This window comes from Streptomyces sp. NPDC057137, from assembly GCF_042670825.1.
Classification (GTDB): domain Bacteria; phylum Actinomycetota; class Actinomycetes; order Streptomycetales; family Streptomycetaceae; genus Streptomyces.
Window position 1 is genome coordinate 26,107 of the sequence record NZ_JBHUUW010000039.1, and the last position, 24,043, is coordinate 50,149.

Genomic DNA, 24,043 nt, shown 5'->3' on the forward strand with positions numbered 1-24,043 from the left:
GATCATGGACAGAGCCGGACTGGCCGCCTTTCTTCGGGCGCGGCGTGAGGTCCTCCAGCCGGAGGATGTCGGGCTGCCGCGTGGGCGTCGGCGGCGTACCGGCGGGTTGCGCCGGGAAGAGGTCGCCGCGCTGTGCGACATGTCGGCCGACTACTACGGCCGGATCGAGCAGCCGCGCGGGCCGAATCCGTCCGAGCAGATGCTCGCCGCGCTCGCGCGCGGGCTGCGGCTGTCCATCGAGGAGCGCGACCATCTGTTCCGGCTCGGTGGCTATGCCCTTCCCCGAAGGGTTCCGGGCGGTGACCACATCAACCCCGGCATCATGCGCGTCCTCGACCGGCTCGAAGACACCCCCGCCCAGGTCGTCAACAACCGTGGGGAGACACTGAGGCAGACCCGGATGGCTGTCGCGCTGCTGGGCGACGAGACGGCGTTCACCGGCCCGGCCCGGAGTCTGCACTACCGGTGGTTCACCGACCCGGCATCCCGGCTGCTCCGTCCCGAGAGCGACCACGCGGCGCACAGCCGCCTCCTCGCGGCGGACCTCCATGGGGCCTACACGCGCGACGGCAAGGACTCGCCGGTGGCCGAACTGGTGGAGGCGCTGCTGACGGCCAGCCCCGAGTTCGCGTCGCTCTGGCGCGAGCGCCCGGTGCTGGGGCCGTACTGTGCCCCGAAGCGCTTCGGACACCCACGACTTGGACTGCTTGAGCTGCACTGCCAGACCTTGGTGGACCCCGACCAGTCACAGACACTCCTGGTCTTCACCGCGGCGCCGGGCAGCGAGAGCCACGACAAGCTGCAGCTCCTCTCCGTCATCGGGGACCAGCTCGGGTGAGTGAGTGAGTGAGCGAGGGAGTGGGTGGGTGGGTGGGCGAGGGGCGCGGGCGTTCGGAACGTGCGCCGGGTGACGGCGGGAATGGCGTCGTGACGGGCCTCGGTGGGGGCTTTGCCTGGCGCGTGGGCGCATCCTGAGGGGGACGATCCACCACGGAGCCGGTCGGCCGTCGAGCGTCCGGCAAGCCCCTCGCCATCCCTCATCTGACCTGGCCTTTTGCTTAGACCGACCGTAGCGTCCTCATATCGGGAAGGGGATGTGATGGACCGGAACATACGTACCGTCGACGACGTGCTGAAGCTCCTGGACGGCCTGTTCGCGCCGGAGGCCGATCGATGGACGGCGGGTGCCGCCGACTGGTGGGACGGCTTCTACGGCGACCGCTCGAAATCCGTGCCGTTCTTCGTCGCGAAGCCCGACGAGAACCTGGTCTCCTATCTCGACCGGGGGCTGGTCGCTCCGCCGGGCCGGGCTCTCGACCTGGGCTGCGGGCCGGGGCGCAATGCCATCGAACTGGCCCGCGCGGGCTTCCAGGTGGACGCCGTCGACCTCTCCCCGACGGCCGTCGAATGGGCGGAGGAGCGTGCCAGTGAGGCCGGTGTCGAGGTCCGGTTCCGCTGTGGTGACGCCTTCGACCTCGTCGGCGGTACGGAGGCGGCGGGCCCGTACGACCTGATCCACGACTCGGGCTGCTTCCACCACCTGCCGCCCCACCGCCGTATCAGCTACCTCACCCTGGTCGAACGCGCCCTCGCCCCCGGCGGGCACCTCGCACTCACCTGCTTCGCGTCCGGAGGGATGGGCTCCGAACTCCCCGACTCCGACTTCTACCGCCGGTCCGGCCTGCACGGCGGTCTCGCCTACACCCCGGAGTCGCTGCGCTGGATCTTCTCGGACCTGACCGAGATCGAACTGCGCCGCATGCACGACGAACCGCCGGAGTCCCCTCACTTCGGCGAGCCCTTCCTGTGGACGGCGCTCTTCCAGGACCGTCGTCCGGCTGTCAGATGTGCGCCATGACCTGACGCACCGGTCGGCCGAGCGCGTCGGCCAGCGCGGTCAGTTCCTCATCGGTGAACCAGCCGCGTCCCGGATTCCAGACCGCGATCTCGAACCGGGCGAAGCCGCACGGCCAGTCGTACGTCAGTGTGTCGAGGGCCAACTCCCTTCCGCAGCAGGGGACTTGGGTCAGCAGCGTGGCCAGGCCGTCGTCCGCCCGCGTTTCCAGGAGGTCCGTCCACCAGCCGAGGTCGACCGATCCGCCGCAGCGCGGACACCCGATCGCCATCAGGTTCGCTCCGCAGTCCACGATCGTGATCGCGTCGTGCCAGCTGACTTCGACCTCGGGCTCGATGCCGTCCGGCGGCCCCGGGGCCAGCTCGGCCGCGATCGCGGCCGCTCGGTCGGCCGCCTCCGGGTCCGGCTGCCAGTGCGGGTCGGTCGGTATGACCGACAGGATGTTGTCGCTCACGTACAGGCTCGATTCGTCAGCGGAGTCAGCGGAGTTGGCGGAGTCAGCCAGGCCGACGGAGTCAGACGACGCAGAACTCGTGACCCTCCGGGTCGGCCATCTCCACATGGTCCGGCCGGCCGTTCAGCTCGTGCTCGCGCACCACCGTCGCGCCCGCCGCCGTCAGCCGCTCGACCTCGGCCAGCACCCGTGGCCACCGCGTCTCCCAAGGGATCTCCCGGCCGCCGCCGACCCGGAGGTCCAGATGCAGGCGGTTCTTCACCACCTTCGACTCCGGGACCTTGAGGAAGGACAGGCTGGGCCCGACGCCGTCCGGATCCGAGAGATATGCCCCGTCGTCCCACTCCTCCTCAGGAAGTCCCCAGTCGATGAACTGGGCCTCCCAGGAGGCGAAACCGGCAGGCGGGGGCGGCTCGGCATACCCCAGGGCGAGCGCCCAGAACTTCGCCAGCTTCCCGGGGTGCGCGCAGTCGATCGTCAGACTCCACTTGGTGGACACCGTGCCTCCTAGGTCGTGTCCACGAACCGTATCGGGCACCACTGACAACGCCGGAAAACCAGTACCGCCCCGCTCGCCCGGCCCGATAGCCTCACGCCCCATGAAGTGATCTCTCCGCCCACGACCGCGACCGCACGAATCCTCGCGAGGAGAGATCACCATGCCCCAACGCACCACCGAGCGCTCCGACTTCACGTCCTTCACCGACTTCGTCGCCCTGGCGTCCGCGTCCCCGGACGTGGTCGGTCTCGTCCTGAGCGGATCCCAGGCCCGCCAGGGCATAGCGACCGCCCGCTCCGACCACGACGTCTACGTGATCACCGCCGACGACCGCCCGGCCCTGCCGCCGGCCCTCACCGAGGGCCGGCGGTCGGCCGCGCTGGACGTCATGGCCCTCTCCCTGTCGGCGTTCCGCACCCACGGCCTGCCCGGGGACACGTACGCCTGGGACCGTTACGCCTTCGTCCACAGTCAGGTGCTCCTCGACCGGCTCGACGGCACGATCACGCAACTGGTCGAAGAGAAGGCCGTCCTCGAAGGTCTTGAGGCGCACCATCTGGTCCGCTCCGAACTCGACGCGTACATGAACTCCCTCTACCGGTCGGTCAAGAGCCACCGCGACGCCCGCCCCGCCGTCGCGCACCTCGACGCGGCGGAGAGTGTCCCGTATCTGCTGACGGTCGTGTTCGCCCTGCACCAGCGGGTCAGGCCGTACAACAAGTACTTGCTGTGGGAGCTGGAACACCATCCGCTGGGCGCTCCCCAATGGGCCGCGGACGTGCTGTTCCCGCAGCTCCGGCGCATCGTCGCCGACGGCGACCTCGCCACGCAGCGCGCCCTCTTCGCGACCGTGGAACGCGCCGCCCGACAGGCAGGCCACGCCACCGTCCTCGACTCCTGGGGCAGCGACATCGACCTCCTGCGCCCGAGCGCCTGAACCGGACGGACACCGTCAGCGCGCCTGACCGGACGGACACCGTCAGTCGAAGTCCACCGAGCGCCCCAGCTCCGCCCAGCGCGCGTCGCTGTCCGTCAGTGACTTCATCTTGTCGGCGACGTAGTCGACGGCGTCGCGGCCCAGCACGAGGTGGAGCGGCGGCTCGTCCAGCCGCGCGACGTCGAGCAGCACGCGCGCCACCTTCGCCGGGTCGATGGGCTCGTTGCCCGTCGTGGTCCGCAGGCGCTTGGCCATCGCGCCGACGGTCGCCTCGTACTCGGGCGCGATCTCCGGGATGTCCATCGACGAGCCCGCCCAGTCCGTCCGCATCGCGCCCGGCTCGGCGAGTGTCACCTTGATCCCGAGCGGCCCCACCTCGTCGTTGAGCACCCCGGAGAAGCCCTCGACCGCGAACTTGGCCGACTGGTAGGCGCCGACGCCCGGCGCGGTGCCGCGCCCGCCGATCGAGGTCACCTGGATGAAGTGCCCGGCGCGCCGCTCCACGAAGTGGGGCAGGACCGCCTTCGTCACATACACCGTGCCGTAGAAGACGGCGTCGACCTGCGCGCGGAAGTCGTCGAGGCCGATCTGAGCGAGCGGTACGAGGTTGGCGTAGCCGGCGTTGTTGACGACGACATCGATACGGCCGAAGGTCCCGACGGCCGTCTCGACCGTCGTCCGTGCCTGCTCCGGATCCGTGACGTCGAGACGGAGCGCGAGCAGCCGGTCGCCGTACTTCTCGGCGGGATCGGCGAACGCCTCCGGTCGGCGGGCGGTGGCGACGACGCGGTTGCCGTCGACGCCGCCCGGACGCTCGCGCTGCGTGAGGGGGGGTGCGGGCCGTCACGCTCAACGAGATCGCGGCGACCGCGGGCGTGCACGCCTCGGCCGTGCGCCGGTACTTCGAGTCGCGCGAAGAGATCTATCTACGGCTCGCCGCCACCGAGTGGGACGGCTGGGCGACGACGCTGGAGGACGAGCTGGACCGGGCGGGCGCCCTGTCCGCGCGGGACCTCGCCGCCGTACTCGCGCGGACACTCGCCGACCGGCCGCTGTTCTGCGACCTTCTCGCGCACGCCCCGCTGAGTCTCGAACGCTCCGTGTCCGCCGAGTCCGTCCGCACCTACAAATTCCGCGCGCTGGACGCGGTGGATTCCGCCGTCGCCGCGATCCGGCGTGCCGTCCCGGAACTGGACGAACGCGACGGGGTCGACCTGATCGCGGCCCTGACATCCATGGTCGGCACGCTCTGGCAGATCGCCAACCCGTCGGAGACCATGGCGCGCGTGTACGCGGAGGACCCCAGGCTCGCCCACACCGCCTCCGACTTCCTGCCCCGGCTCACGCGACTCGCCGAGGCGTTCGTCCTCGGACTGCTCGCGGACGACCCGGGCCGCCGCCGCCCGGACGCCCATGAGCGCCCCACCGGCCGTGAGCGCCCCGACAGCACTAGGTGACCGCCGGGTCTCCACCGTGCGCGGGGTCGCGTATCCGACTTCTGCCACCTCGGCATGTCCGTCTCCAACAGCCCTGCCCAGTCGATGAGTTCACGTCGCGGAGACTTCGACGTCCTGCACAGGCTCGGTGTGGCCAAGGCCCAACTGCGCGCGACCGCCGCCACCCTCGTACCGGCGCGAGTGCCGCTGCGGACCACCGGCCGGCGTGGTGGGGGAGCGGCAGGGGAAAGTAGGGGTTGATCGACGCGGACACGTACATATCCTTGTTCAATGCGCTACTTGCGGGCCCGTCGAGTTCGGAGCGATTGCCGGTGACCTATGAGATACGCGGCGCGACGCCACCCTCGCCCGCCGACCCGCCCCCGGCGAAGCCCGGACGACTTGTCGCGACGAGCGATCTGCATATCCGTTACGCGGAGAACAGGAAGATCGCGGACTCCTTGTGGCCCGAGTCGGAGCACGACTGGATCCTGGTGGCCGGTGACATCGGCGAGTTGGTGTCCGACATCGAGTGGACCCTGCGCACGCTGAGCGAGCGGTTCGCGAAGGTCATCTGGGTGCCGGGCAACCACGAGCTGTGGACCGCCCCGGACGACCCGATCCAGCTCCGGGGTGACGCCAAGTACCGCCACCTCGTGGAGATGTGCCGTGGGCTCGGCGTCGTCACGCCGGAGGATCCCTATCCCATCTGGGAGGGCGAGGGCGGCCCCGCCGTCATCGCGCCGCTGTTCCTCCTCTACGACTACTCCTTCCGGCCCCCCGGCACGGACTCCAAGGAATCGGCCCTCGCGGTCGCCGAGGCCGCCGGTGTCGTCTGCACCGACGAGTTCCTGCTACACCCCGACCCGTATCCCAGCAGGGAGGCGTGGTGCCGCGCCCGGCTCACGGCCACCGAGCGCCGGCTGGCCGAGATCCCGCCCGAGCTGCCCACCGTGCTGATCAACCACTGGCCGCTGGTGCGCGAACCCACGAACGTCCTGTGGCGCCCGGAGTTCGCGCTGTGGTGCGGCACGAAGGGCTCGGCCGACTGGCCGCAGAGATTCCGGGCCGCCTCGGTCGTGTACGGGCATCTGCACATCCCCCGGCTGATGTGGTGCGACGGGGTGCCGCATCAGGAGGTCTCCCTGGGCTATCCGAGGGAGTGGGGACGGCGCACGCAGGAGCCGGGCCGCCCCGTACAGATCCTGCCGTTGCCGGTCCGTGAGGAAGCGGGGCAGCCGCGGTGATCGAACGCATCGTGCCCGCCGGTACGGAGACGGCCGAGGCGTACGGAGACCTGCCCGGGGCCACGCTCCTCCCCGAGGAGGAACTGCTCGTGAAGTCCGCCGTGGCCAAGCGCCGCGGCGAGTTCACCACCGCCCGGCACTGCGCGCGGCAGGCCCTGACACGGCTGGGCGCGCCGGCGGGGGCGATCCTCACCGGCGAGCGCGGCGCGCCGCTGTGGCCCGAGGGGGTGGTCGGCAGCATCACGCACTGCGACGGCTACCGCGCGGCCGTCGTCGCCCGCCCCGCGCGGGTCACCTCGATCGGTATCGACGCGGAGCCCGCGCTGCCGCTGCCCTCCGGGGTCCTGGACGCGGTGGCCCTGGCCGACGAGCGGATCGCGGTCAAGGAACTCCTGGATTCCGCGCCGGGCGTGCCGTGGGACCGGCTGCTGTTCAGCGCCAAGGAGTCCGTCTACAAGGCGTGGTTCCCGCTGATGAGACGCTTCCTGGAGTTCGAGGGGGCCCGGCTCGTCTTCGACCCGGTGGACGGGACCGACCCGGTGGGCGGGACGTTCACGGCGCACCTCCTCGCGGGGCCGGCGAAGGCCGGGAGTCGCACCCTGCACACGTTCGACGGACGCTGGCTCGCGGAGAACGGCATCGTGCTGACGTCCGTCACCGTCCCCGCGTAGTGGTGTGACCGGGCCGTCCAAGTCCGAGGACGGACAACCCGGTCACACGCCACCGCGCGCGTCGCGCACCGCTCAGGCGATCGACGCCGACACGATCGCCGCCACAGCGATGTTGCACGACGCCGTGACCCACACCGCGGGGTGCGGCTCCGCCTCGACCAGCGTCGCGCCCAGCTTGCCCGGCGTCACCAGATCCACCACCAGGAACGCCACCGCCATCATCACGAGGCCGAGCACCCCGAACGCGGCCGTCGACGCCAGGCCCTTGCCGAAGTCGTCGTACGTCGTCCAGATGGACGTGAAGACGATGCCGCCGATACCCAGGAGCGCCGAGCTGAGCAGGAGCGCGGCGTTGCGGTTGCGCTCCTCCCAGATCTGCTTGCCGAGCTTCCCCGGTGTCAGCACGTCGACGAGGACGATACCGAGGATCAGAAGGACCACACCGAGCGCGCCGTAGGCGCCCGCTCGGCCAAGTCCGTTGACTATGTCGTTCATTGGGAAGCTCGTCTCCGGTGCTGAAGATGATCGTGGCAAAGGCGTCGCAAAATGTATCGCACGGTGTGCGAGCTGCGAGGGGGAGCCGGAAACCGCAGCCGAACCGCGTCCCGACCGTGGCCGGAAGCTCGTGTTCCCCGCCCGGATTATCGATCAACGTGCCTAAGCTCCTGCTTTGTCCGACTGTACGGAGCGCACAGAACAGGCACAGACATGCACCTCATGAGGCGGCGCACCCTGCTCACTACGATCGGTGTGACCGCCGTCGCGGCAGGCGCGCCGGCACGCGCGTCCGCCACCGGCGGCGGTCCCGCGCCCGCCACCGAAAGGACCCCAGTCGTGCAAGCCGCCACCCCGGCCAGCCAGACGGACAGCGCACGTGACAGCGCACCGGTCGACTCACCGGCCGACCCGCCGGCCAGGAACGATCCGTACGACCGGCCCGTCGCCGAACTGCTGGCGAAGATGACCGACGACGAGAAGCTCGGCCAGCTCCAGCAGTTCGCCTGGGCGGGTGCCACCGGCCCCGGCGGCACCCAGACCCGGGAGGCCGAAGAGGCAGCCCGCGCGGGCCTGTTGGGCTCCGTACTGAACATCCACGGCGCCAAGGAGAGCAACGCCCTCCAGCGGATCGCGGTCGAGGAGTCCCGGCTCGGCATCCCGCTGATCTTCGGCCTCGACATCATCCACGGCTTCTGGACCACCTTCCCGATCCCGCTCGCCCAGGCGGCGAGCTTCGACCCGGCGGTCTCCGAGCTGGACGCGTCGGTCTCGGCGGCCGAGGCGCGGTCCAACGGTGTGCACTGGACGTTCGCGCCGATGATGGACGTCACCAGCGAGCCGCGCTGGGGCCGGATCGCGGAGTCCGGCGGTGAAGACCCGTATCTGAACGCGGTGTTGGCGGCGGCCAAGGTGCGCGGCTACCAGGGCGGCGATCTGAAGGCGAAGGACCGTATCGCCGCCTGCGCCAAGCACTACGTCGCGTACGGCGGCGCCGAGGGCGGCCGGGACTACAACACCGTCGACGTGTCCGAGGCGCGGCTGCGCAATCACTACCTGCCGCCCTTCAAGGTGGCCGTGGACGCCCAAGTGGCCACCGTCATGGCCTCGTTCAACACCATCAGCGGCGTCCCCGCGCACGGCAACGCGCACACCCTCACCCGGATCCTCAAGCAGGACTGGGGATTTGACGGTTTCGTCGTCAGCGACTGGACCGGAGTCCAGGAACTCATCCCGCACGGCTTCGCCGCCGACGGCGAGGACGCGGCCCGCCTCGCGCTGGGCGCCGGTGTCGACATGGAGATGGTCAGCACCCATGTCGCCGACCACGGGCGGAAGTTGCTGCGCGAGGGACGGATCGACGCCGCGCGGCTGGACGACGCGGTGACGCGCGTCCTGCGCGTCAAGTTCCGCCTCGGCCTCTTCGACGAGCCGTACGTCCCCGAGAAGGCCGAGATCACCGGCCCGACGGAGCAGGCCCGGTCGGCCGCCCGCACGGCCGCCGCGCGCTCCATGGTGCTGCTCAGGAACGAGGGCGGTGCGCTGCCGCTCGCGAAGAGCGTCCGCTCCGTCGCCGTCGTCGGGCCGTTCGCCGACTCCGACGACCTCCAGGGCACCTGGGCGGGGCCCGGCGCGGAGAAGTTCCGCTCCGTCACGGTGCTCGACGCCGTACGGGCCGCCCTGCCGGACACCGAGGTGACCCACGCCCTGGGCATCGACGCCGCGGGCCAGGACACCGGCACACTCCCCGACGCGGTCGCCGCGGCGCGGGCCGCCGACGTCACCGTCGTCGTGGTGGGCGAGAGCCCCGCCATCAGCGGCGAGGCGAACTCCCGCAGCGACATCGGACTGCCGGGCCGCCAGGACGAGTTGATCGAAGCGGTCGCGGCGACGGGCAAGCCGTACGTCGTCGTCCTCGTGAACGGCCGCCCGCTCGCCCTCGGCGACTGGGCCGACCGCGCCCCCGCCGTACTGGAGGCGTGGCACCCCGGCATGGAGGCCGGGAACGCGATCGCCGACGTGCTGTTCGGCGACGTCGACCCCGGTGGCCGCCTCCCGGCGTCCTTCCCCCGTACGGTCGGCCAGCTCCCCGTCAACTACAACCACGAACGGACCGGCCGCCCCTACGACCCCGCCGTCCCGGACCAGCGCTACGTCTCCCGGTACCTGGACGTGCCGGACGGCCCGCGCTACCCGTTCGGCCACGGCCTGAGCTACACCACCTGCACCCTCACCGAGCCCTCGCTCAGCCGGAACACGATCGCCGCCGCGTCCCTGCGCGAGGGCGACACGGTCGAGGTCGCCGTCACCGTACGCAACACGGGCGAGCGCGACGGCGACGAGGTCGTCCAGCTGTATCTCCACGACCCGGTCGCGAGCATCGTGCAGCCGGTACGGCGCCTGCGCGGGTTCCGCCGGGTGAGTCTCACGGCCGGGGAGTCCACCACGGTGCGCTTCAGCCTCGGCGCCGAGGACTTCGGCTTCTGGACCAACGATCCGGACGGCCGGTTCGTGGTGGAGGAGGGCACGGTCGACATCTTCGTCGGCACCAGTTCGACGGCCACGGCCAAGGACACCCTGACGATCACCTGAGGACGGGCCCGGGGGCCGGGCCCACTTGCCCCACGAAGAGGCCCGCCGGATGATTCCGGCGGGCCTCTTCCTTGTACGGAGAGCACCCGGAGAGCGATTTCTCCGACGACCAGGGAGACGAACCCGCCATGGCAGAGATCGACATCCGCGACAACCGCGCGCAGGGCCGGCTGGAGGCGTACGAGGGCGACCAGCTCGTCGGCGTCGTCGGCTATTTCGTGATGGCCGGCGCCCCCGCCGCGCTCGTGGCCGTCCACACGGTGGTGGAGCAGGGCCACGAGGGCAAGGGCATCGCGGGCACGCTGGTGAAGGAGTTCTACGAGACGGCGGCCCGCGAGGGCGTGCCCGTCGTACCACTGTGCCCGTACGCGGCCAGGTGGGCGCAGCGGCACCCGGACGAGGTCGCCGTGGCACCGGCGGCCGACGAGGACACGGTGCGCGCCGCGGAGGCACAACTGAAGGCGGACTCCGGGCGCTGGTGAGGCCGGCGGGGGCGGAGCGCCGCGCCCGGGAACAGTGCGCCGGGCCGATCATGAGTGGACCCGGCGCGCGTGGGCACGCGCATCGGGAGACATTGGGAACGCACGAGTCCGTACTTTTGGAGGACTGGCATGACCCATCCGTATCCCGACCCCGTACCGCCGTCGCCCACCCCGACGCCGGGGCCGCCCGGACCCGAGCCGGGCCCCGCGCCCGGACCGCTGCCCGGCCCGGCGCCCGTTCCCGCGCCGCCGCCCGCGCCGTCACCGGACCCGATCCCCAGCCCGCCGGGCCCCGACCCGGTCCCGGACCCGGAGCCCCAGCCGGGACCGCTCGGGTGAGGCCACACGCGTGAACGGCCGGCGTGCGCGACCGGCGTGACGATCGGCACGAACCACACGCCTGAACCACCGCCGCGAACCACCGGACGCCGACGGGTCGACCCGTCGGCGTCCGGTCGTTCAGTGCGCTCCGGTCAGCCGGAGACCTCGGAGCGGTCGCCGCCCCACAGGGTGTGGAACGACCCCTCGCGGTCCGTACGCCGGTACGTGTGCGCACCGAAGAAGTCCCGCTGGCCCTGCGTGAGCGCGGCCGGCAGCCGCTCCGCGCGCAGCGCGTCGTAGTAGGAGAGCGCCGCCGCGAAGCCCGGTGTCGGCACACCCTGCCGCACCGCCGTCGCGATCACCTCGCGCCAGTCGTCCTGCGCCGCGCCGATCTCCTCGGCGAACTGCTTGTCGGCCAGCAGACTCGGCAGATCGCGCTGCGCGTCGTACGCGCCCCGGATCCGGTCCAGGAACGCCGCCCGGATGATGCAGCCCGCACGCCAGATCGCGGCGACGGACCCGAGGTCGATGTTCCAGCCGTACTCCTCGCTGCCCGCCTGGATCTGGTGGAAGCCCTGCGTGTACGACACGATCTTCGACGCGTACAGCGCCTGCTCGACCTGGTCCGCGAAGCGCGCGGCCTCGTCCTCGCTCAGCGCCGTCGCCGTCGGGCCCGGCAGCGTCTGCGAGACGTCCCGCAGCGCGGCGTGCCCGGAGAGCGAGCGCGCGAAGACCGCCTCGGCGATGCCGGAGACCGGCACACCGAGATCGAGGGCGATCTGCACCGTCCAGCGGCCGGTGCCCTTCTGCTCGGCCTGGTCGACCACGACGTCGACGAAGGGCTTGCCCGTCGCGGCGTCCTGGTGGGCCAGCACCTCGGCCGTGATCTCGATCAGATACGAGTCGAGCCGCCCGGTGTTCCACGTCCGGAACGTCTCGGCGATCTTCTCGGGGGAGTAGCCGGCGACCGAGCGCAGCAGGTGGTACGCCTCGGCGATCAGCTGCATGTCGGCGTACTCGATGCCGTTGTGCACCATCTTCACGAAGTGCCCGGCGCCGTCGGGGCCGATGTGGGCCACCGTCGGGGTGCCGTCCGGCGCCTTCGCGGCGATGCGCTCCAGCAGCGGGCCGAGCGACTCGTAACTCTCCTTCGAACCGCCCGGCATGATGCTCGGTCCGTGCAGCGCGCCCTCCTCGCCGCCGGAGATGCCCACGCCGACGAAGTGGATGCCGCGCTCGCGCAGCTCCTTCTCGCGACGCCTGGTGTCGGCGAAGTGCGCGTTGCCGCCGTCGATGATGACGTCGCCCTCTTCGAGCAGCGGGGCGAACTCCTGGATCACGGCGTCGGTCGCGTCGCCGGCCTTCACCATGATGACGAGGCGGCGCGGGCGCTCCAGCGCGGCGACGAACTCCTCCGCGGAGTCCGCGGGAACGAAGACGCCCTCCTCGCCGAACTCCTCGACCAGAGCGTGGGTCTTCGACGCTGTGCGGTTGTGCAGGGCGACGGCGAAGCCGTTGCGGGCGAAGTTCCGGGCGAGATTGCGGCCCATCACCGCGAGCCCGGTGACGCCGATCTGGGCAGTACCACTCATGCGTGTGCTCCTGGGTCTCCGTCGGATGTACCTCGTCCGGCGGTAGGGGTACGTACCGCCGGACAGGGCTGTTCATCGATCTTCAAGCCGCCCGCATTCTTCCGCATTCCGGGTCGGTCGCGTCGGGTCCGTTCATTTCTTGGTCAGAGGCGGCGTCCGTACGGACCGTCGTTCACCAACTCTTGACACTCTCTCAGCGTCGGCGTAACACTGGCCTGGCTTTGGAGAGCGCTCTCCCACAGTGATCCCGGTGTTCCTGACGGTCCCGGATCCAGGAACCGTTCTCCGCGGTGCACCGTCCAGTACCACTCTCTCCCCCCACCGCATACGGTCCGTATGCGGACGAAGAGCGGCATGGAGGTCCGCATGGCCGAAAGACTCCGCAGAACCACCCTGGTGTCCGCGTTGCTCGTGTTCACCGCCCTGGCCCTGGTGGCCATGGGTCTGACCGCGATCACGGACACCGCTACCGCCGACCCCAAGAACGACCGCGGCACCACGGCCGCGTCCCACGTGGGACACAAGATGCCCCCGGCCGTCCCCGTGCCCTCGGGCGACGACCCCGACGGCGACGGCTACATACCGGCGAACCCGCCGGTCACCGGCGTCGTACCGTCGGCCGAGATACCGCCGCACCGCTACTTCCACGAGTTCCAGGCGAACTGCGAGGTCACCCACACCAGGCCGGACGACCCGATCGTCTACCCCGGCCAGTCGGGCGCGTCGCACGACCACACCTTCATGGGCAACAGGACCACCGACGCCAACAGCACCACGGCGTCGCTGGACGCCGGCACCACGGCGTGCAAGGCGCCGGGCGACCGGTCCGCGTACTGGATGCCGACCCTGCTCAACGGGGACCAGCCGGTACGGCCCATCGGCCCGCAGGTCATCTACTACAAGGCGGGAGTCACCGACTACCGGACCGTCCGGCCGTTCCCGAAGGGCCTGCGGTTCGTGGTCGGCAGTCCCACCCAGACGGCCGAGCAGTTCCGTAACCACCCGGGCTGGGTGGAGGGCTGGGAGTGCGGCAATTCGTTCAACAACACCGAGATCCCGGCCAGTTGCCCGGCCACCCCTGATGTCCAGCTCAACCTCCGCTTCCAGGCCCCCAGTTGCTGGGACGGAAAGTATCTGGACACCCCGGACCACAAGAGTCACATGGCCTATCCGCTCGTCCAGGGCGCCAACCAGGACGTCTGCCCGACGTCGCACCCGGTGGCGCTGCCGATGGTCGAGTTCAAGATGGCATGGCCGGTGAACGGAGACATGTCCAAGGTGAGACTCGCGAGTGGGACGGGGCACTCCTTCCACTACGACTTCTTCAACGCCTGGGACAACGCCACGCTGGGCGCCATGGTCAACCACTGCGTCGTCGGTGGCCTCCAGTGCGACGCGCGCGGCTACGACCAGAACAATCCCGGGGCCGGTGCGGCCCTGAACGAGGACTACGAACTGCCATGACCGGGACCGCTCTCCCGTCGGGGTGTACTCCGCCCTGACGGGAGAGCGCTCTCCCAGCTGCTCCGCCGTGCTGCTCGCTCCCGCTTTCCATATCCCCGCCCGCACTCTCCCCACAGGTGACTCATGAGCGATACGAAACTCCTCCCAAGACTCGCCACCGGCCGGCTGCGCACGATGGCGTCGGTCGCCGCCACCGCGCTCCTCACCGCCTTCGCCGTGACCGTCCCGGCCGCCGCCCCCGCGCAAGCGGCCGGCAGCGTCGTCAAGGTCACCGGCTCCCAAGGCGCCTGGCAGCTGACCGTCGACGGGGCGCCGTACCAGGTCAAGGGCCTGACCTGGGGGCCGTCCGTCGCCGACGCCGGCACCTACATGCCCGACGTGGCCTCCATGGGCGTCAATACCATCCGGACCTGGGGCACCGACGGCACCACCAAGCCCCTCCTCGACTCGGCCGCCGCCAACGGCATCAAGGTCATCGCCGGCTTCTGGCTCCAGCCCGGCGGCGGCCCCGGCAGCGGTGGCTGCGTCAACTACCTCACCGACACGCAGTACAAGAACGACATGCTCGCCGAGTTCCCCAGGTGGGTGGAGACCTACAAGGACCACGCGGGCGTACTGATGTGGAACGTCGGCAACGAGTCCGTCCTCGGCCTGCAGAACTGCTACAGCGGTGACGCCCTGGAGCAGCAGCGCAACGCGTACACGACCTTCGTCAACGACATCGCCAAGAAGATCCACGCCGTCGACCCGAACCACCCGGTGACCTCGACCGACGCGTGGACCGGGGCCTGGCCGTACTACCAGCGCAACTCGCCCGACCTCGACCTGTACGCGGTCAACTCCTACGCCGACGTGTGCAACATCGAGGAGACCTGGAACGCCGGCGGCTACACGAAGCCCTACATCGTCACCGAGGGCGGCCCGGCCGGTGAGTGGGAGGTCGACGACGACGTCAACGGCGTGGCGTCGGAGCCCACCGACGTGGCGAAGGCCCAGGGCTACAAGGAGGCGTGGAACTGCGTCACGGGCCACGAGGGCGTCGCGCTCGGCGCGACGCTCTTCCACTACGGCACCGAGTACGACTTCGGCGGCGTCTGGTTCAACCTGCTGCCCGCGGGCCAGAAGCGCCTCTCGTACTACGCGGTGAAGGAGGCGTACGGCAGGAGCACCGCCGGCGACAACAAGCCGCCGGTGATCTCGAACATGGCCGTCGACGGCGCCACGGCCGTACCCGCCGGACGTCCGTTCAAGGTCACGTCGGACGTGACGGACCCGAACGGTGACGCCCTGAGCTACGAGGTGCTGGTCAACAGCAAGTACATAGACAACGGGGGCCAGTTGACCCCGGCGCAGTTCACCGCCGAGGGCAACGGGGACTTCACCGTGACCGCGCCGGACAAGCTCGGTGTGTGGAAGGTGTACATCAAGGCGTCCGACGGCAAGGGCAACGTGGGGATCGAGACCAAGTCCTTCAAGGTCGTGCCGCCGCCCGTCGACGGCACCAACGTGGCCAAGGGGAAGCCGGCCTCGGCGTCGTCCTTCCAGCCCGACAGCGTCGGCTGCCCCTGCCCGGCGTCCAACGCCGTCGACGGTGACTTCGGCAGCCGCTGGGCCAGTGACTGGGCCGACCCGCAGTGGATCCAGGTCGACCTGGGCGCGCGTACCGACTTCCGGCACGTACAGCTCGCCTGGGAGGCCGCGTACGCCAAGAGCTACACCGTCCAGACGTCCGACAACGGACAGGACTGGAACACCCTGAAGACCGTCACGGGGGGCAACGGAGGCATCGACGACATCGAGGTAACCGGCGCGGCCCGGTATGTACGGGTGAACGCGACCGAACGCGGCACCGCGTGGGGCTACTCGCTCTACGAGTTCGGGGTCTACAGCTGATTCGGGGTCCACAGCCGACCGTGCCCGACCGGGCCGACCCGGTCGCGACCGGCGGCTGATCGCTCCTGCCGCGCCGTGCCCACCCCGCCGGCGGCGCGGTGGTCCCGCGGCGGGTCACGGAAGATCCGTGACCCGCCGCGGGCTTCGGCGCGCCCGCCCGCGATCCCCCTCCGCCCGCCCGCATTCCCCGTCCGCGCGCCCGTATGTCGCCCGCGTTTCGGTCGCGTTCTGGTCGCGATTCGTACGTGGTCCGTACATGTTTAGTGCCCGTTTCGCTGACCGTTTTGGGGGGCCGGACGGGACGCAGCTCACGTTTAGACGGCCGATCCACGGAAGCCCGCCCACCGCTTCGGGCGCCGTTCGGTCATCGATCAGCGTCAATCGGTCACCGAACCGGGCGCCGAAGGGGGTTACACCCCGTGCGACCAGCACGTACGCTGCTGAGCAAACGGGCATGAACGGGCACACTCAAAGCTGCGTAGAGCCTGGCAGAGCCGGGGCTCTTGCTTGTACAAACGACCCATGAGCCCGAACGGGTGCTGAGCCGCAGCAGAGCAGGGAAGTGTGAGCCGTGGACACGGACGAGCGCCGACGAGAGATCCTTGAGATAGCCCGACGTGACGGGTCGGTGGAAGTCACCGCGCTCGCGACGAAGTTGAGCGTCGCCAAGGAGACCGTCCGGCGTGACCTGCACGCCCTGGAGGAGCACGGCCTGGTACGGCGTACCCACGGCGGCGCCTACCCCGTCGAGAGCGCCGGTTACGAGACGACCCTCGCGGTGCGGACCACCCGCCTCGTCCCGCAGAAGTCGCGCATCGCGGCAGCCGCCGCCGACCTCCTCGGCGACGCCGAGACGGTCTTCATCGACGAGGGCTTCACCCCCCAGCTCGTCGCCGAGGCCCTGCCCAGGGACCGGCCGTTGACCGTCGTCACCGCGTCACTGGCGATCGCCACCGGACTCGCCGACGCAGACAAGATCGCCGTACTGCTGCTCGGCGGCCGGGTGCGCGGCGGCACCCTCGCCACCGTCGACCACTGGGCGACCCGGATGCTCTCCGACTTCGTCATCGACCTGGCGTACGTCGGCGCGAACGGCATCTCGCGCGAGTACGGGCTGACCACCCCCGACCCGGCCGTCAGCGAGGTGAAGGCCCAGGCCATGCGCAGCGCGCGCCGCAAGGTGTTCGCCGGGATCCACACCAAGTTCGGCGCCGTGAGCTTCTGCCGGTTCGCCGATGTCGGCGACTTCGAGACGATCGTCACCGACGTCGGACTCCCGTCGGCGGAGGCGCAACGCTATTCGCTGCTCGGCCCCCAGGTCATCCGCGTCTGACGCGACGAACCCAACTCCCGGACCCCCGCCGCACCGGCCAGGGGGTGGGATCCGTACGGCCCCGAGACACCCCCGAGATCCTTTCCACCCCCCACAACCACCCAGCCGACAGTTACCGCAACCGAATGATCAGGAGATTCTCATGCCCCTCCAGCAGCGACGACGTGGAATAGGCGTACGTGTGGGCGCGGGAGCGGCCTTGACCGCACTCCTCGCCGGGTGCAGCGGCGCGGGAGGCACCACCTCCGACAGCGGTGACACGATCAACGTACTGATGGTCAACAACCCGCAGATGGTCGAACTCCAGAAGCTGACCGCCGCGAACTTCACCAAGGACACCGGCATCAAGGTCAACTTCTCGGTGCTGCCGGAGAACGACGTACGCGACAAGATCAGCCAGGACTTCTCCAACCAGGCCGGCCAGTACGACGTCGCCACCATCAGCAACTTCGAGGTGCCCTTCTTCGCGAAGAACGGCTGGCTGCACGCGCTCGACGACTACGCGCAGAAGGACAAGGCGTTCGACCAGGGCGACATCCTCAAGCCGCTCCAGGAGTCGCTGACGGCCGAGGACGGCAAGCTCTACGGCCAGCCGTTCTACGGCGAGTCCTCCTTCCTGATGTACCGCAAGGACATCTTCGAGAAGGAGAGCCTGAAGATGCCCGACAACCCCACCTGGCAGCAGGTCGCCGACCTCGCCGCCAAGACCGACGGTGCCGAGAAGGGCATGAAGGGCATCTGTCTGCGCGGTCTGCCGGGCTGGGGCGAGGTCATCGCCCCGCTGACGACCGTCGTCAACACCATGGGCGGCACCTGGTTCACCGAGGACTGGAAGCCGCAGCTGACCTCGCCCGAGTTCAAGAAGGCCACCAAGTTCTACGTCGACCTGGTGCGCGAGCACGGCGAGGCGGGCGCCCCGCAGGCCGGTTACGCCGAGTGCCTGAACAACATGACGCAGGGCAAGACGTCCATGTGGTACGACGCCACGGCGGGCGCGGGCTCGCTGGAGGCCAAGGACTCCCCGGTCAAGGGCAAGATCGGCTACGTGCCGGCGCCCGTCGACAAGACGGACAGCTCCGGCTGGCTCTACACCTGGGCCTGGGGCATGCAGAAGGCGTCCAAGAACACGGACAGCGCCTGGAAGTTCATCTCCTGGGCGTCCAGCAAGGAGTACGAGGAGCTGGTCGGCAAGGAGATCGGCTGGGCCAACGTCCCGGCGGGCAAGCGCGCTTCGACCTACATGAACGCCGACTACCGCAAGGAGGCCGGAGCGTTCGCCGACGTCACGTCGGAGGCGATCTCCAGTGCCAACCCGCGTGACCCCGGCACCCAGCCCCGCCCGACCGTCGGCATCCAGTTCGTCGGCATCCCCGAGTTCACCGACCTCGGCACGAAGGTCTCCCAGGAGATCAGCGAGGCCATCGCCGGCCGCCAGTCGGTCGACGACGCCCTCGAAGCCTCGCAGAAGCTGGCCGAGAAGGTAGCCGAGGAGTACCGGTGAGCACTTCTGTCAGCGACGCGCCGGCAGCCCCGTCGGACCCGTCCCCACCGGCCAAGTCCCGCCCCCCGGCGGCACCCCGGTCGGGGCGGGCCCGCGCCTGGGCCACCCGGGCGCCCCTTCTGCCGGCCCTCATCTTCCTGATCGCCGTCACCCAACTCCCCTTCGTGGCAACGCTGTTCATCTCGTTGTTCGACTGGAACTCGCTCAACCCGGACGCCCGTAGCTTCTCCGGACTTTCCAACTACGGCTCCGTCTTCACCGACGCGGACCTGCGTGACTCGGTCCTCACGACGATGCTGCTCACCGCGACCGTGGTGATCGCCAGCGTCGTGTTCGGACTGCTGCTCGCGCTGCTGCTCGACCGCAAGTTCATGGGCCGCGGCTTCGTCCGTACGCTGCTCATCACGCCGTTCCTGCTGGTGCCCGTCTCGGCCGCGCTGCTGTGGAAGCACGTGCTCTACAACCCCGAGTACGGTCTGCTGAACGGCGGTTGGGCCTGGTTCACCGGACTGTTCGGCGTGGAGAACGCGTCGCAGCCCGACTGGATCTCGGACATGCCGCTGCTCGCCGTCGAGGCGTCACTCGTCTGGCAGTGGACGCCGTTCATGATGCTCATCCTGCTGGCCGGGCTGCAGAGCAGGCCCATCGACATGATGGAGGCGGCGCGCCTCGACGGCGCCAACGCCTGGCAGATGTTCGCCTTCCTGACCCTGCCGCATCTGCGCCGCTACCTCGAACTCGGTGTCCTGCTCGGCTCGATCTACATCGTGCAGAACTTCGACGCCGTGTTCACCATCACCGCCGGCGGCCTCGGCACCGCCAACCTCCCCTACACCATCTACCAGACCTTCTACCAGGCTCACGAGTACGGACTGGCCTCCGCGGCAGGCGTGGTCGTCGTGATCGGCACCATCGTGATCGCGACCTTCGCCCTGCGCGTCGTCTCGTCCCTCTTCAGTGAGGAGGCGAAGCGCGCATGAGCACACTCTCCGCACCGAAGACCGACGGCGCCCCCGGCAAGGCGGCCAAGCCCGTACAGCACCAGGACAAGTACGGCCCCGCGGCCCGGCGCGCCAAGCGGCGCTCCACCGCGCTGGGTGTGCTGGCCTGGGTGGTCGGTGTCGTCTTCTGCTTCCCGGCGCTGTGGATGTTCCTGACGTCCCTGCACTCTGAGTCGGACGCGGCGACCAACCCGCCGTCCCTCACCGCGCCGCTCACCTTCGACAACTACAGCACGTTCTTCGGCACCGAAGGCGGGGCGAGCCCCTGGCCGCCGCTCATCAACTCGGTGACGGCGTCCCTGTTCTCGACCCTGTTCGTCCTCGTGCTGGCGCTGCCGGCGGCGTACGCGCTGTCGATCAAGCCCGTCCGCAAATGGACGGACGTGATGTTCTTCTTCCTCTCCACGAAGATGCTGCCGGTCGTCGCCGGACTGCTGCCGGTGTATCTCTTCGCCAAGAACGTGGGGATGCTGGACAACATCTGGCTGCTCGTCATCCTCTACACCTCGATGAATCTGCCGATCGCGGTCTGGATGATGCAGTCCTTCCTCGCGGACGTGCCGGTCTCCATCATCGAGGCCGCACAGGTGGACGGCGCTCGGCTGCCCACCGTCCTGATGCGGGTCGTGGCGCCGGTCGCCGCGCCCGGCATCGCGGCGACCGCGCTGATCTGTTTCATCTTCAGCTGGAACGAACTGCTCTTCGCCCGGGTCCTGACCGGCGTGACAGCGCAGACAGCGCCCGTCTTCCTGACCGGATTCGTCACCAGCCAGGGCCTCTTCCTCGCCCAGCTGTGCGCCGCTTCCGTCGTCGTGTCTCTGCCGGTGCTCGCCGCCGGCTTCGCCGCCCAGGACAAGCTTGTCCAGGGCCTTTCTCTTGGAGCCGTCAAATGAGGGCAGCGATCGTCGAAGGTGTCGGCAAGGTGTCCGTCACCACGGTCCCCGACCCGACCCCGGGCCCGCGCGACGTCGTCGTGTCCGTCTCTGCCTGCGGTATCTGCGGTACCGATCTGCACATCCTCCAGGGCGAGTTCGCACCGACGCTGCCGATCGTGCCCGGTCACGAGTTCGCCGGTGAGATCGTGGGCATCGGTTCCGACGTCACGGAGTTGGTGGTGGGCGACAAGGTCGCCGTCGACCCGTCCCTGTACTGCCACGAGTGCCGTTACTGCCGGGCCGGTCGCGGCAACCTCTGCGACCGGTGGAACGCGATCGGGGTCAGTGTCCCCGGCGGCGCCGCCGAGTTCGCCGTGGCGCCCGTGGCCAACTGCGTCAAGCTTCCCGACCATGTGGACGTACGGGACGCGGCGCTCATCGAGCCGCTGTCCTGCGCCGTACGCGGCTACGACGTGCTGAGCAGCACGCTCGGCGCCGATGTGCTGATCTACGGCTCGGGCACGATGGGCCTGATGATGCTGGAGCTGGCCAAGCGCACCGGCGCCGCCGGCGTCGACATCCTGGACATCAACCCCGAGCGCCTGGCCACCGCGTCCAAGCTCGGCTGTTCCCGGGCGGCCGCCTCGGCCGAGGAGTTCGAGCGGCCCGGCGGCTGGGACGTCGTCATCGACGCGACCGGCAACGCCGGTGCCATCCAGGACGGCCTCGGCCGGGTGGCCAAGGGCGGAACGTTCCTTCAGTTCGGCGTCTCCGACTACGCGACGACGGCGGTCATCGAGCCGTACAAGATCTACAACCAGGAGATCACCATCACCGGCTCGATGGCGGTGCTGCACAGCTACGAGCGGGCCGCCGCGCTGTTCGCCACCGGGGTCCTGGACCCCGCGGTGTTCATCAGCGACCGGCTGCCGCTGGAGCAGTACCCGCAGGCCATCGAGCGGTTCAAGGCGGGCCAGGGCCGCAAGATCGTGGTGGAGCCGTGACCGACGCTCCCGGCGCGGCACCGGACCCCGCACCGGGGCCCGGCGCCGTCCTGGTGCTGGGTGAGGCGCTGATCGACCTGGTGCCCACGGCCGACGACGCGGAGGCGCACCTGGCCCAGCCCGGTGGCGCCCCCGCGAACGTGGCCACCGGACTGGCCCGGCTGTCCACGCCGAGCTGGTTTGCCGGTGCCCTCGGGAACGACGGGTTCGCCCGGTCGATCGAGCGGCGGCTGGTCTCGGCGGGAGTCGAGCTCGGCCTCTGCGCCCGGCCGGACCTCCCCACGGCCCTGGCCGTCGCGGACCCGGGCCCCGAGGGCACCGGCTACCACTTCCACCTCCAGTCCACGGCGACCTTCCAACTGCCCCGGCGCACGGACGTCGAGCGCTTCGCCGCCGTGTACGTGGGCGGCCTCGCCGCCGTCGTTGAACCCGCGGCCTCGGCCGTGGCGGCGACGGCGCGCGCGGCGGCGGCCGGGAGCCCGCTGCTGGTGGTGGACCCGAACGTGCGCGAGGATCGCACGCTCGACGCGGAGAGCGGCCTGGGTCGGCTGCGCGAACTGTGCGAACTGGGCCAGGTCGTCAAGGCCAGCGACGAGGACCTGGCACGGCTGTGGCCGGACTCGACGCCGGACGAGACCTGCCGCAGGCTCGCCGCCGGCGGCCGGCTGGTCGTTCTGACCAGGGGATCGCGGGGGAGTACGGCCTACTCGGCGGGCTCCGGCGAGCCGGTGTCCGTGCCCGCCGAGCCGGTCGAGGTGGTCAACACCATCGGTGCGGGTGACGCCTTCACGGCTGCCGTGATCACCTGGCTGGTCTCGCGGGGCGTCCACACCGGCCAGGTACCGGAGTTCACCCCCGCGCCGCTCCAGGACATGCTGGGCTTCGCCTCACGGGTGGCGGCCTCCGTGGTCGCCCAGGCGGGCACCGAGCCGTCACTTCCGGCACCCGTCTGACACATCATCAGTTCGACTGAACACCTGTCCCCGGCAACGGCGTCGACCGCTGCCGGGGACACGTGCGTTCGGCTCAGGCCGCCTTGTGGTTCCGGGCCGCCGACTGCCGGATGATCTCCGCGTACCGGTGGCCGCTCGACTTGATCGTCCGCCGCTGCGACGCGTAGTCGACATGGACGAGGCCGAACCGCTTGTCGTAGCCGTAGGCCCATTCGAAGTTGTCCAGCAGCGACCACGCGAAGTACCCGGCGAGCGGCACCCCCTTGCGTACGGCACGCGCGCAGGCCTCCAGATGTTCCTCCAGATAGCGGGTGCGCTCCGGGTCGTCGACCGTGCCGTCGTCCCGCAGGACGTCCGGGTAGGCCGACCCGTTCTCCGTGACGTAGAGGCGCTGCGCGCCGTACTCCCTGGTGAGCCGGAGCAGCAGTTCCTCCAGGCCGTCCGCGTGCACCTCCCAGTCCATGCCCGTGTGGCGTACGCCGGGCAGATAGACCTGCTTGGCGTACGGCGCGGGCCCGGCCGGGTCGTCGGCGACGACCTGGCGGAAGTAGTAGTTCAGCCCCAGCCAGTCCAGCGGCGCGGCGATGGTCTCCAGATCGCCGGGGCGCTCCGGCAGCGCCACCCCGTACAGGTCGAGCATGTCCTGCGGGTAGCCGCGCCCGTGGATCGGGTCGAGCCACCAGCGGTTGGTGTGGCCGTCGGCCCGTACGGCCGCCGCCCGGTCCGCCTCGCGGTCGGTGGCCGCCTCGATCGGGCTGAGGTTGTTGACGATGCCGATCCGGGCGTCGGAGGAGGCCGCGCGGATGGCCTGGACGGCGAGTCCGTGACCGAGGTGCAGATGGTACGAGGCGTGCACGGCGGCCTTGAGATCGGTGAGCCCCGGCGCCATCCGGCCCTCCAGATGGCCGATCCACGCGGAGCACAGCGGCTCGTTGAGGGTCGCCCAGTCCTTCACGCGGTCGCCCAGGCGCTCGGCGACGACGGAGGCGTAGGCGGCGAAGTGCTCGGCCGTCTCGCGGGCCGGCCAGCCGCCCCGGTCCTGGAGCGTCTGCGGAAGGTCCCAGTGGTAGAGGGTGGCGAACGGGGTGATGCCCGCCTCCAGCAGGCTGTCCACCAGCCGGTCGTAGAAGCCGATCCCGGCCTCGTTGACCGGCCCGTCGCCGCCGGGCACGACACGCGGCCAGGCCAGCGAGAAGCGGTACGAGCCGGCCCCGAGGCGCTTCATCAGGGCGATGTCCTCGGGCACCCGGTGGTAGTGGTCGCAGGCGATGTCCCCGGTGTCACCGTTGTCGACCTTGCCGGGGGTGTGGGAGAAGGTGTCCCAGATGGAGGGTGAGCGGCCGTCCTCGGCGACGGCGCCCTCGATCTGGTAGGCGGCGGTGGCGACGCCCCAGACGAAATCGTGGGGGAGGGCGTTGAGGTCGTTCACTGACTGCCT

Annotated in this window: 22 protein-coding genes and 1 pseudogene; 17 read left to right on the forward strand and 6 right to left on the reverse strand. The window is 70.1% G+C overall.

Annotation, left to right across the window (positions count from 1 at the left end; all coding sequences use genetic code 11):
* Positions 1 to 4 precede the first annotated feature (4 nt).
* Positions 5 to 838 carry a helix-turn-helix transcriptional regulator gene (locus tag ACFT9I_RS26410; protein WP_382568139.1) on the forward strand — a complete coding sequence of 278 codons (834 nt, stop codon included), beginning with the start codon at positions 5 to 7 and terminating at the stop codon, positions 836 to 838.
* A 261-nt stretch (positions 839 to 1,099) separates the two neighbouring features.
* Positions 1,100 to 1,858 (forward strand): class I SAM-dependent methyltransferase, encoded by a 759-nt coding sequence (locus tag ACFT9I_RS26415; protein WP_382568142.1) that lies wholly within the window; start codon positions 1,100 to 1,102, stop codon positions 1,856 to 1,858.
* Here ACFT9I_RS26415 and ACFT9I_RS26420 read toward each other — a convergent pair.
* Together ACFT9I_RS26420 and ACFT9I_RS26425 are read right to left on the reverse strand one after the other, a co-directional pair.
* Complete coding sequence (locus ACFT9I_RS26420) at positions 1,842 to 2,309, reverse strand: hypothetical protein (RefSeq protein WP_382568144.1); 468 nt, start codon at positions 2,307 to 2,309, stop codon at positions 1,842 to 1,844. The two genes, ACFT9I_RS26415 and ACFT9I_RS26420, sit on opposite strands and share 17 nt — an antisense overlap.
* A 61-nt stretch (positions 2,310 to 2,370) precedes the next feature.
* A complete protein-coding gene (locus ACFT9I_RS26425) occupies positions 2,371 to 2,808 on the reverse strand; it encodes a VOC family protein (protein ID WP_382568145.1) in 438 nt (145 codons plus the stop codon).
* Positions 2,809 to 2,968: 160 nt separating this feature from the next.
* Here ACFT9I_RS26425 and ACFT9I_RS26430 point away from each other — a divergent pair, with 160 nt between their 5' ends.
* Positions 2,969 to 3,745: a hypothetical protein gene (locus ACFT9I_RS26430; protein WP_382568147.1), complete on the forward strand. Its 777-nt coding sequence runs from the start codon at positions 2,969 to 2,971 to the stop codon at positions 3,743 to 3,745.
* Positions 3,746 to 3,787: 42 nt separating this feature from the next.
* On the opposite strand, the pseudogene ACFT9I_RS26435 reads toward ACFT9I_RS26430, so the two are convergent.
* Positions 3,788 to 4,531 (reverse strand): annotated as a pseudogene (locus ACFT9I_RS26435) (SDR family NAD(P)-dependent oxidoreductase); the annotation flags it as partial.
* 47 nt (positions 4,532 to 4,578) lie between these two features.
* Here ACFT9I_RS26435 and ACFT9I_RS26440 point away from each other — a divergent pair.
* The 3 genes from ACFT9I_RS26440 to ACFT9I_RS26450 all read left to right on the forward strand — a co-directional run bounded on the left by ACFT9I_RS26440 (position 4,579) and on the right by ACFT9I_RS26450 (position 7,099).
* Positions 4,579 to 5,202: a TetR family transcriptional regulator gene (locus ACFT9I_RS26440; protein ID WP_382568149.1), complete on the forward strand. Its 624-nt coding sequence runs from the start codon at positions 4,579 to 4,581 to the stop codon at positions 5,200 to 5,202.
* 311 nt (positions 5,203 to 5,513) lie between these two features.
* Positions 5,514 to 6,428 carry a metallophosphoesterase family protein gene (locus tag ACFT9I_RS26445; RefSeq protein ID WP_382568150.1) on the forward strand — a complete coding sequence of 305 codons (915 nt, stop codon included), beginning with the start codon at positions 5,514 to 5,516 and terminating at the stop codon, positions 6,426 to 6,428.
* Positions 6,425 to 7,099 carry a 4'-phosphopantetheinyl transferase gene (locus tag ACFT9I_RS26450; protein ID WP_382568152.1) on the forward strand — a complete coding sequence of 225 codons (675 nt, stop codon included), beginning with the start codon at positions 6,425 to 6,427 and terminating at the stop codon, positions 7,097 to 7,099. Before ACFT9I_RS26445 ends, ACFT9I_RS26450 begins: the two co-directional genes overlap by 4 nt.
* Positions 7,100 to 7,171: 72 nt before the next feature.
* Here ACFT9I_RS26450 and ACFT9I_RS26455 read toward each other — a convergent pair whose 3' ends face one another.
* Positions 7,172 to 7,594 (reverse strand): DUF350 domain-containing protein, encoded by a 423-nt coding sequence (locus ACFT9I_RS26455; RefSeq protein ID WP_354606418.1) that lies wholly within the window; start codon positions 7,592 to 7,594, stop codon positions 7,172 to 7,174.
* Positions 7,595 to 7,816: 222 nt separating this feature from the next.
* On the opposite strand from ACFT9I_RS26455, the gene ACFT9I_RS26460 reads away from it, so the two are divergent.
* From ACFT9I_RS26460 to ACFT9I_RS26470, 3 genes are all read left to right on the forward strand, one after another.
* A complete protein-coding gene (locus ACFT9I_RS26460; RefSeq protein ID WP_382568154.1) occupies positions 7,817 to 10,186 on the forward strand; it encodes a glycoside hydrolase family 3 N-terminal domain-containing protein in 2,370 nt (789 codons plus the stop codon).
* Positions 10,187 to 10,257: 71 nt separating this feature from the next.
* Complete coding sequence (locus tag ACFT9I_RS26465) at positions 10,258 to 10,668, forward strand: GNAT family N-acetyltransferase (RefSeq protein WP_382568156.1); 411 nt, start codon at positions 10,258 to 10,260, stop codon at positions 10,666 to 10,668.
* 129 nt (positions 10,669 to 10,797) lie between these two features.
* Positions 10,798 to 11,007: a hypothetical protein gene (locus ACFT9I_RS26470; protein ID WP_382568158.1), complete on the forward strand. Its 210-nt coding sequence runs from the start codon at positions 10,798 to 10,800 to the stop codon at positions 11,005 to 11,007.
* Positions 11,008 to 11,141: 134 nt separating this feature from the next.
* Here ACFT9I_RS26470 and gndA read toward each other — a convergent pair whose 3' ends face one another.
* The gene (gene gndA, locus ACFT9I_RS26475; protein ID WP_354605487.1) at positions 11,142 to 12,581 is read right to left on the reverse strand and encodes an NADP-dependent phosphogluconate dehydrogenase; all 1,440 of its coding nucleotides are present in this window, start codon (positions 12,579 to 12,581) and stop codon (positions 11,142 to 11,144) included.
* A 366-nt stretch (positions 12,582 to 12,947) separates the two neighbouring features.
* Between gndA and ACFT9I_RS26480 the strand changes: the two genes are divergently transcribed.
* From ACFT9I_RS26480 to ACFT9I_RS26515, 8 genes are all read left to right on the forward strand, one after another.
* On the forward strand, positions 12,948 to 14,045 hold the full coding sequence (locus ACFT9I_RS26480) for a DUF1996 domain-containing protein (protein ID WP_382568161.1): 1,098 nt from the start codon (positions 12,948 to 12,950) through the stop codon (positions 14,043 to 14,045).
* A 123-nt stretch (positions 14,046 to 14,168) separates the two neighbouring features.
* Positions 14,169 to 15,938, forward strand: coding sequence for a discoidin domain-containing protein (locus ACFT9I_RS26485; protein WP_382568164.1), 1,770 nt, complete (start codon positions 14,169 to 14,171; stop codon positions 15,936 to 15,938).
* A gap of 571 nt (positions 15,939 to 16,509) precedes the next feature.
* On the forward strand, positions 16,510 to 17,271 hold the full coding sequence (locus ACFT9I_RS26490; protein WP_382568166.1) for a DeoR/GlpR family DNA-binding transcription regulator: 762 nt from the start codon (positions 16,510 to 16,512) through the stop codon (positions 17,269 to 17,271).
* A 142-nt stretch (positions 17,272 to 17,413) separates the two neighbouring features.
* On the forward strand, positions 17,414 to 18,772 hold the full coding sequence (locus ACFT9I_RS26495; protein WP_382568169.1) for an ABC transporter substrate-binding protein: 1,359 nt from the start codon (positions 17,414 to 17,416) through the stop codon (positions 18,770 to 18,772).
* Positions 18,769 to 19,752: a carbohydrate ABC transporter permease gene (locus ACFT9I_RS26500; protein ID WP_382568171.1), complete on the forward strand. Its 984-nt coding sequence runs from the start codon at positions 18,769 to 18,771 to the stop codon at positions 19,750 to 19,752. Before ACFT9I_RS26495 ends, ACFT9I_RS26500 begins: the two co-directional genes overlap by 4 nt.
* Positions 19,749 to 20,666 carry a carbohydrate ABC transporter permease gene (locus ACFT9I_RS26505; RefSeq protein ID WP_382568172.1) on the forward strand — a complete coding sequence of 306 codons (918 nt, stop codon included), beginning with the start codon at positions 19,749 to 19,751 and terminating at the stop codon, positions 20,664 to 20,666. The genes ACFT9I_RS26500 and ACFT9I_RS26505 overlap by 4 nt, the downstream gene beginning before the upstream one ends.
* Complete coding sequence (locus ACFT9I_RS26510) at positions 20,663 to 21,652, forward strand: zinc-dependent alcohol dehydrogenase family protein (protein WP_382568175.1); 990 nt, start codon at positions 20,663 to 20,665, stop codon at positions 21,650 to 21,652. The genes ACFT9I_RS26505 and ACFT9I_RS26510 overlap by 4 nt, the downstream gene beginning before the upstream one ends.
* Entirely contained in the window at positions 21,649 to 22,605 is a 957-nt protein-coding gene (locus ACFT9I_RS26515; protein ID WP_382568178.1) for a PfkB family carbohydrate kinase, read from the forward strand. The genes ACFT9I_RS26510 and ACFT9I_RS26515 overlap by 4 nt, the downstream gene beginning before the upstream one ends.
* A gap of 73 nt (positions 22,606 to 22,678) precedes the next feature.
* Here ACFT9I_RS26515 and ACFT9I_RS26520 read toward each other — a convergent pair whose 3' ends face one another.
* Entirely contained in the window at positions 22,679 to 24,034 is a 1,356-nt protein-coding gene (locus ACFT9I_RS26520) for a GH1 family beta-glucosidase (RefSeq protein ID WP_382568181.1), read from the reverse strand.
* Between the last annotated feature and the right edge of the window lie 9 nt (positions 24,035 to 24,043).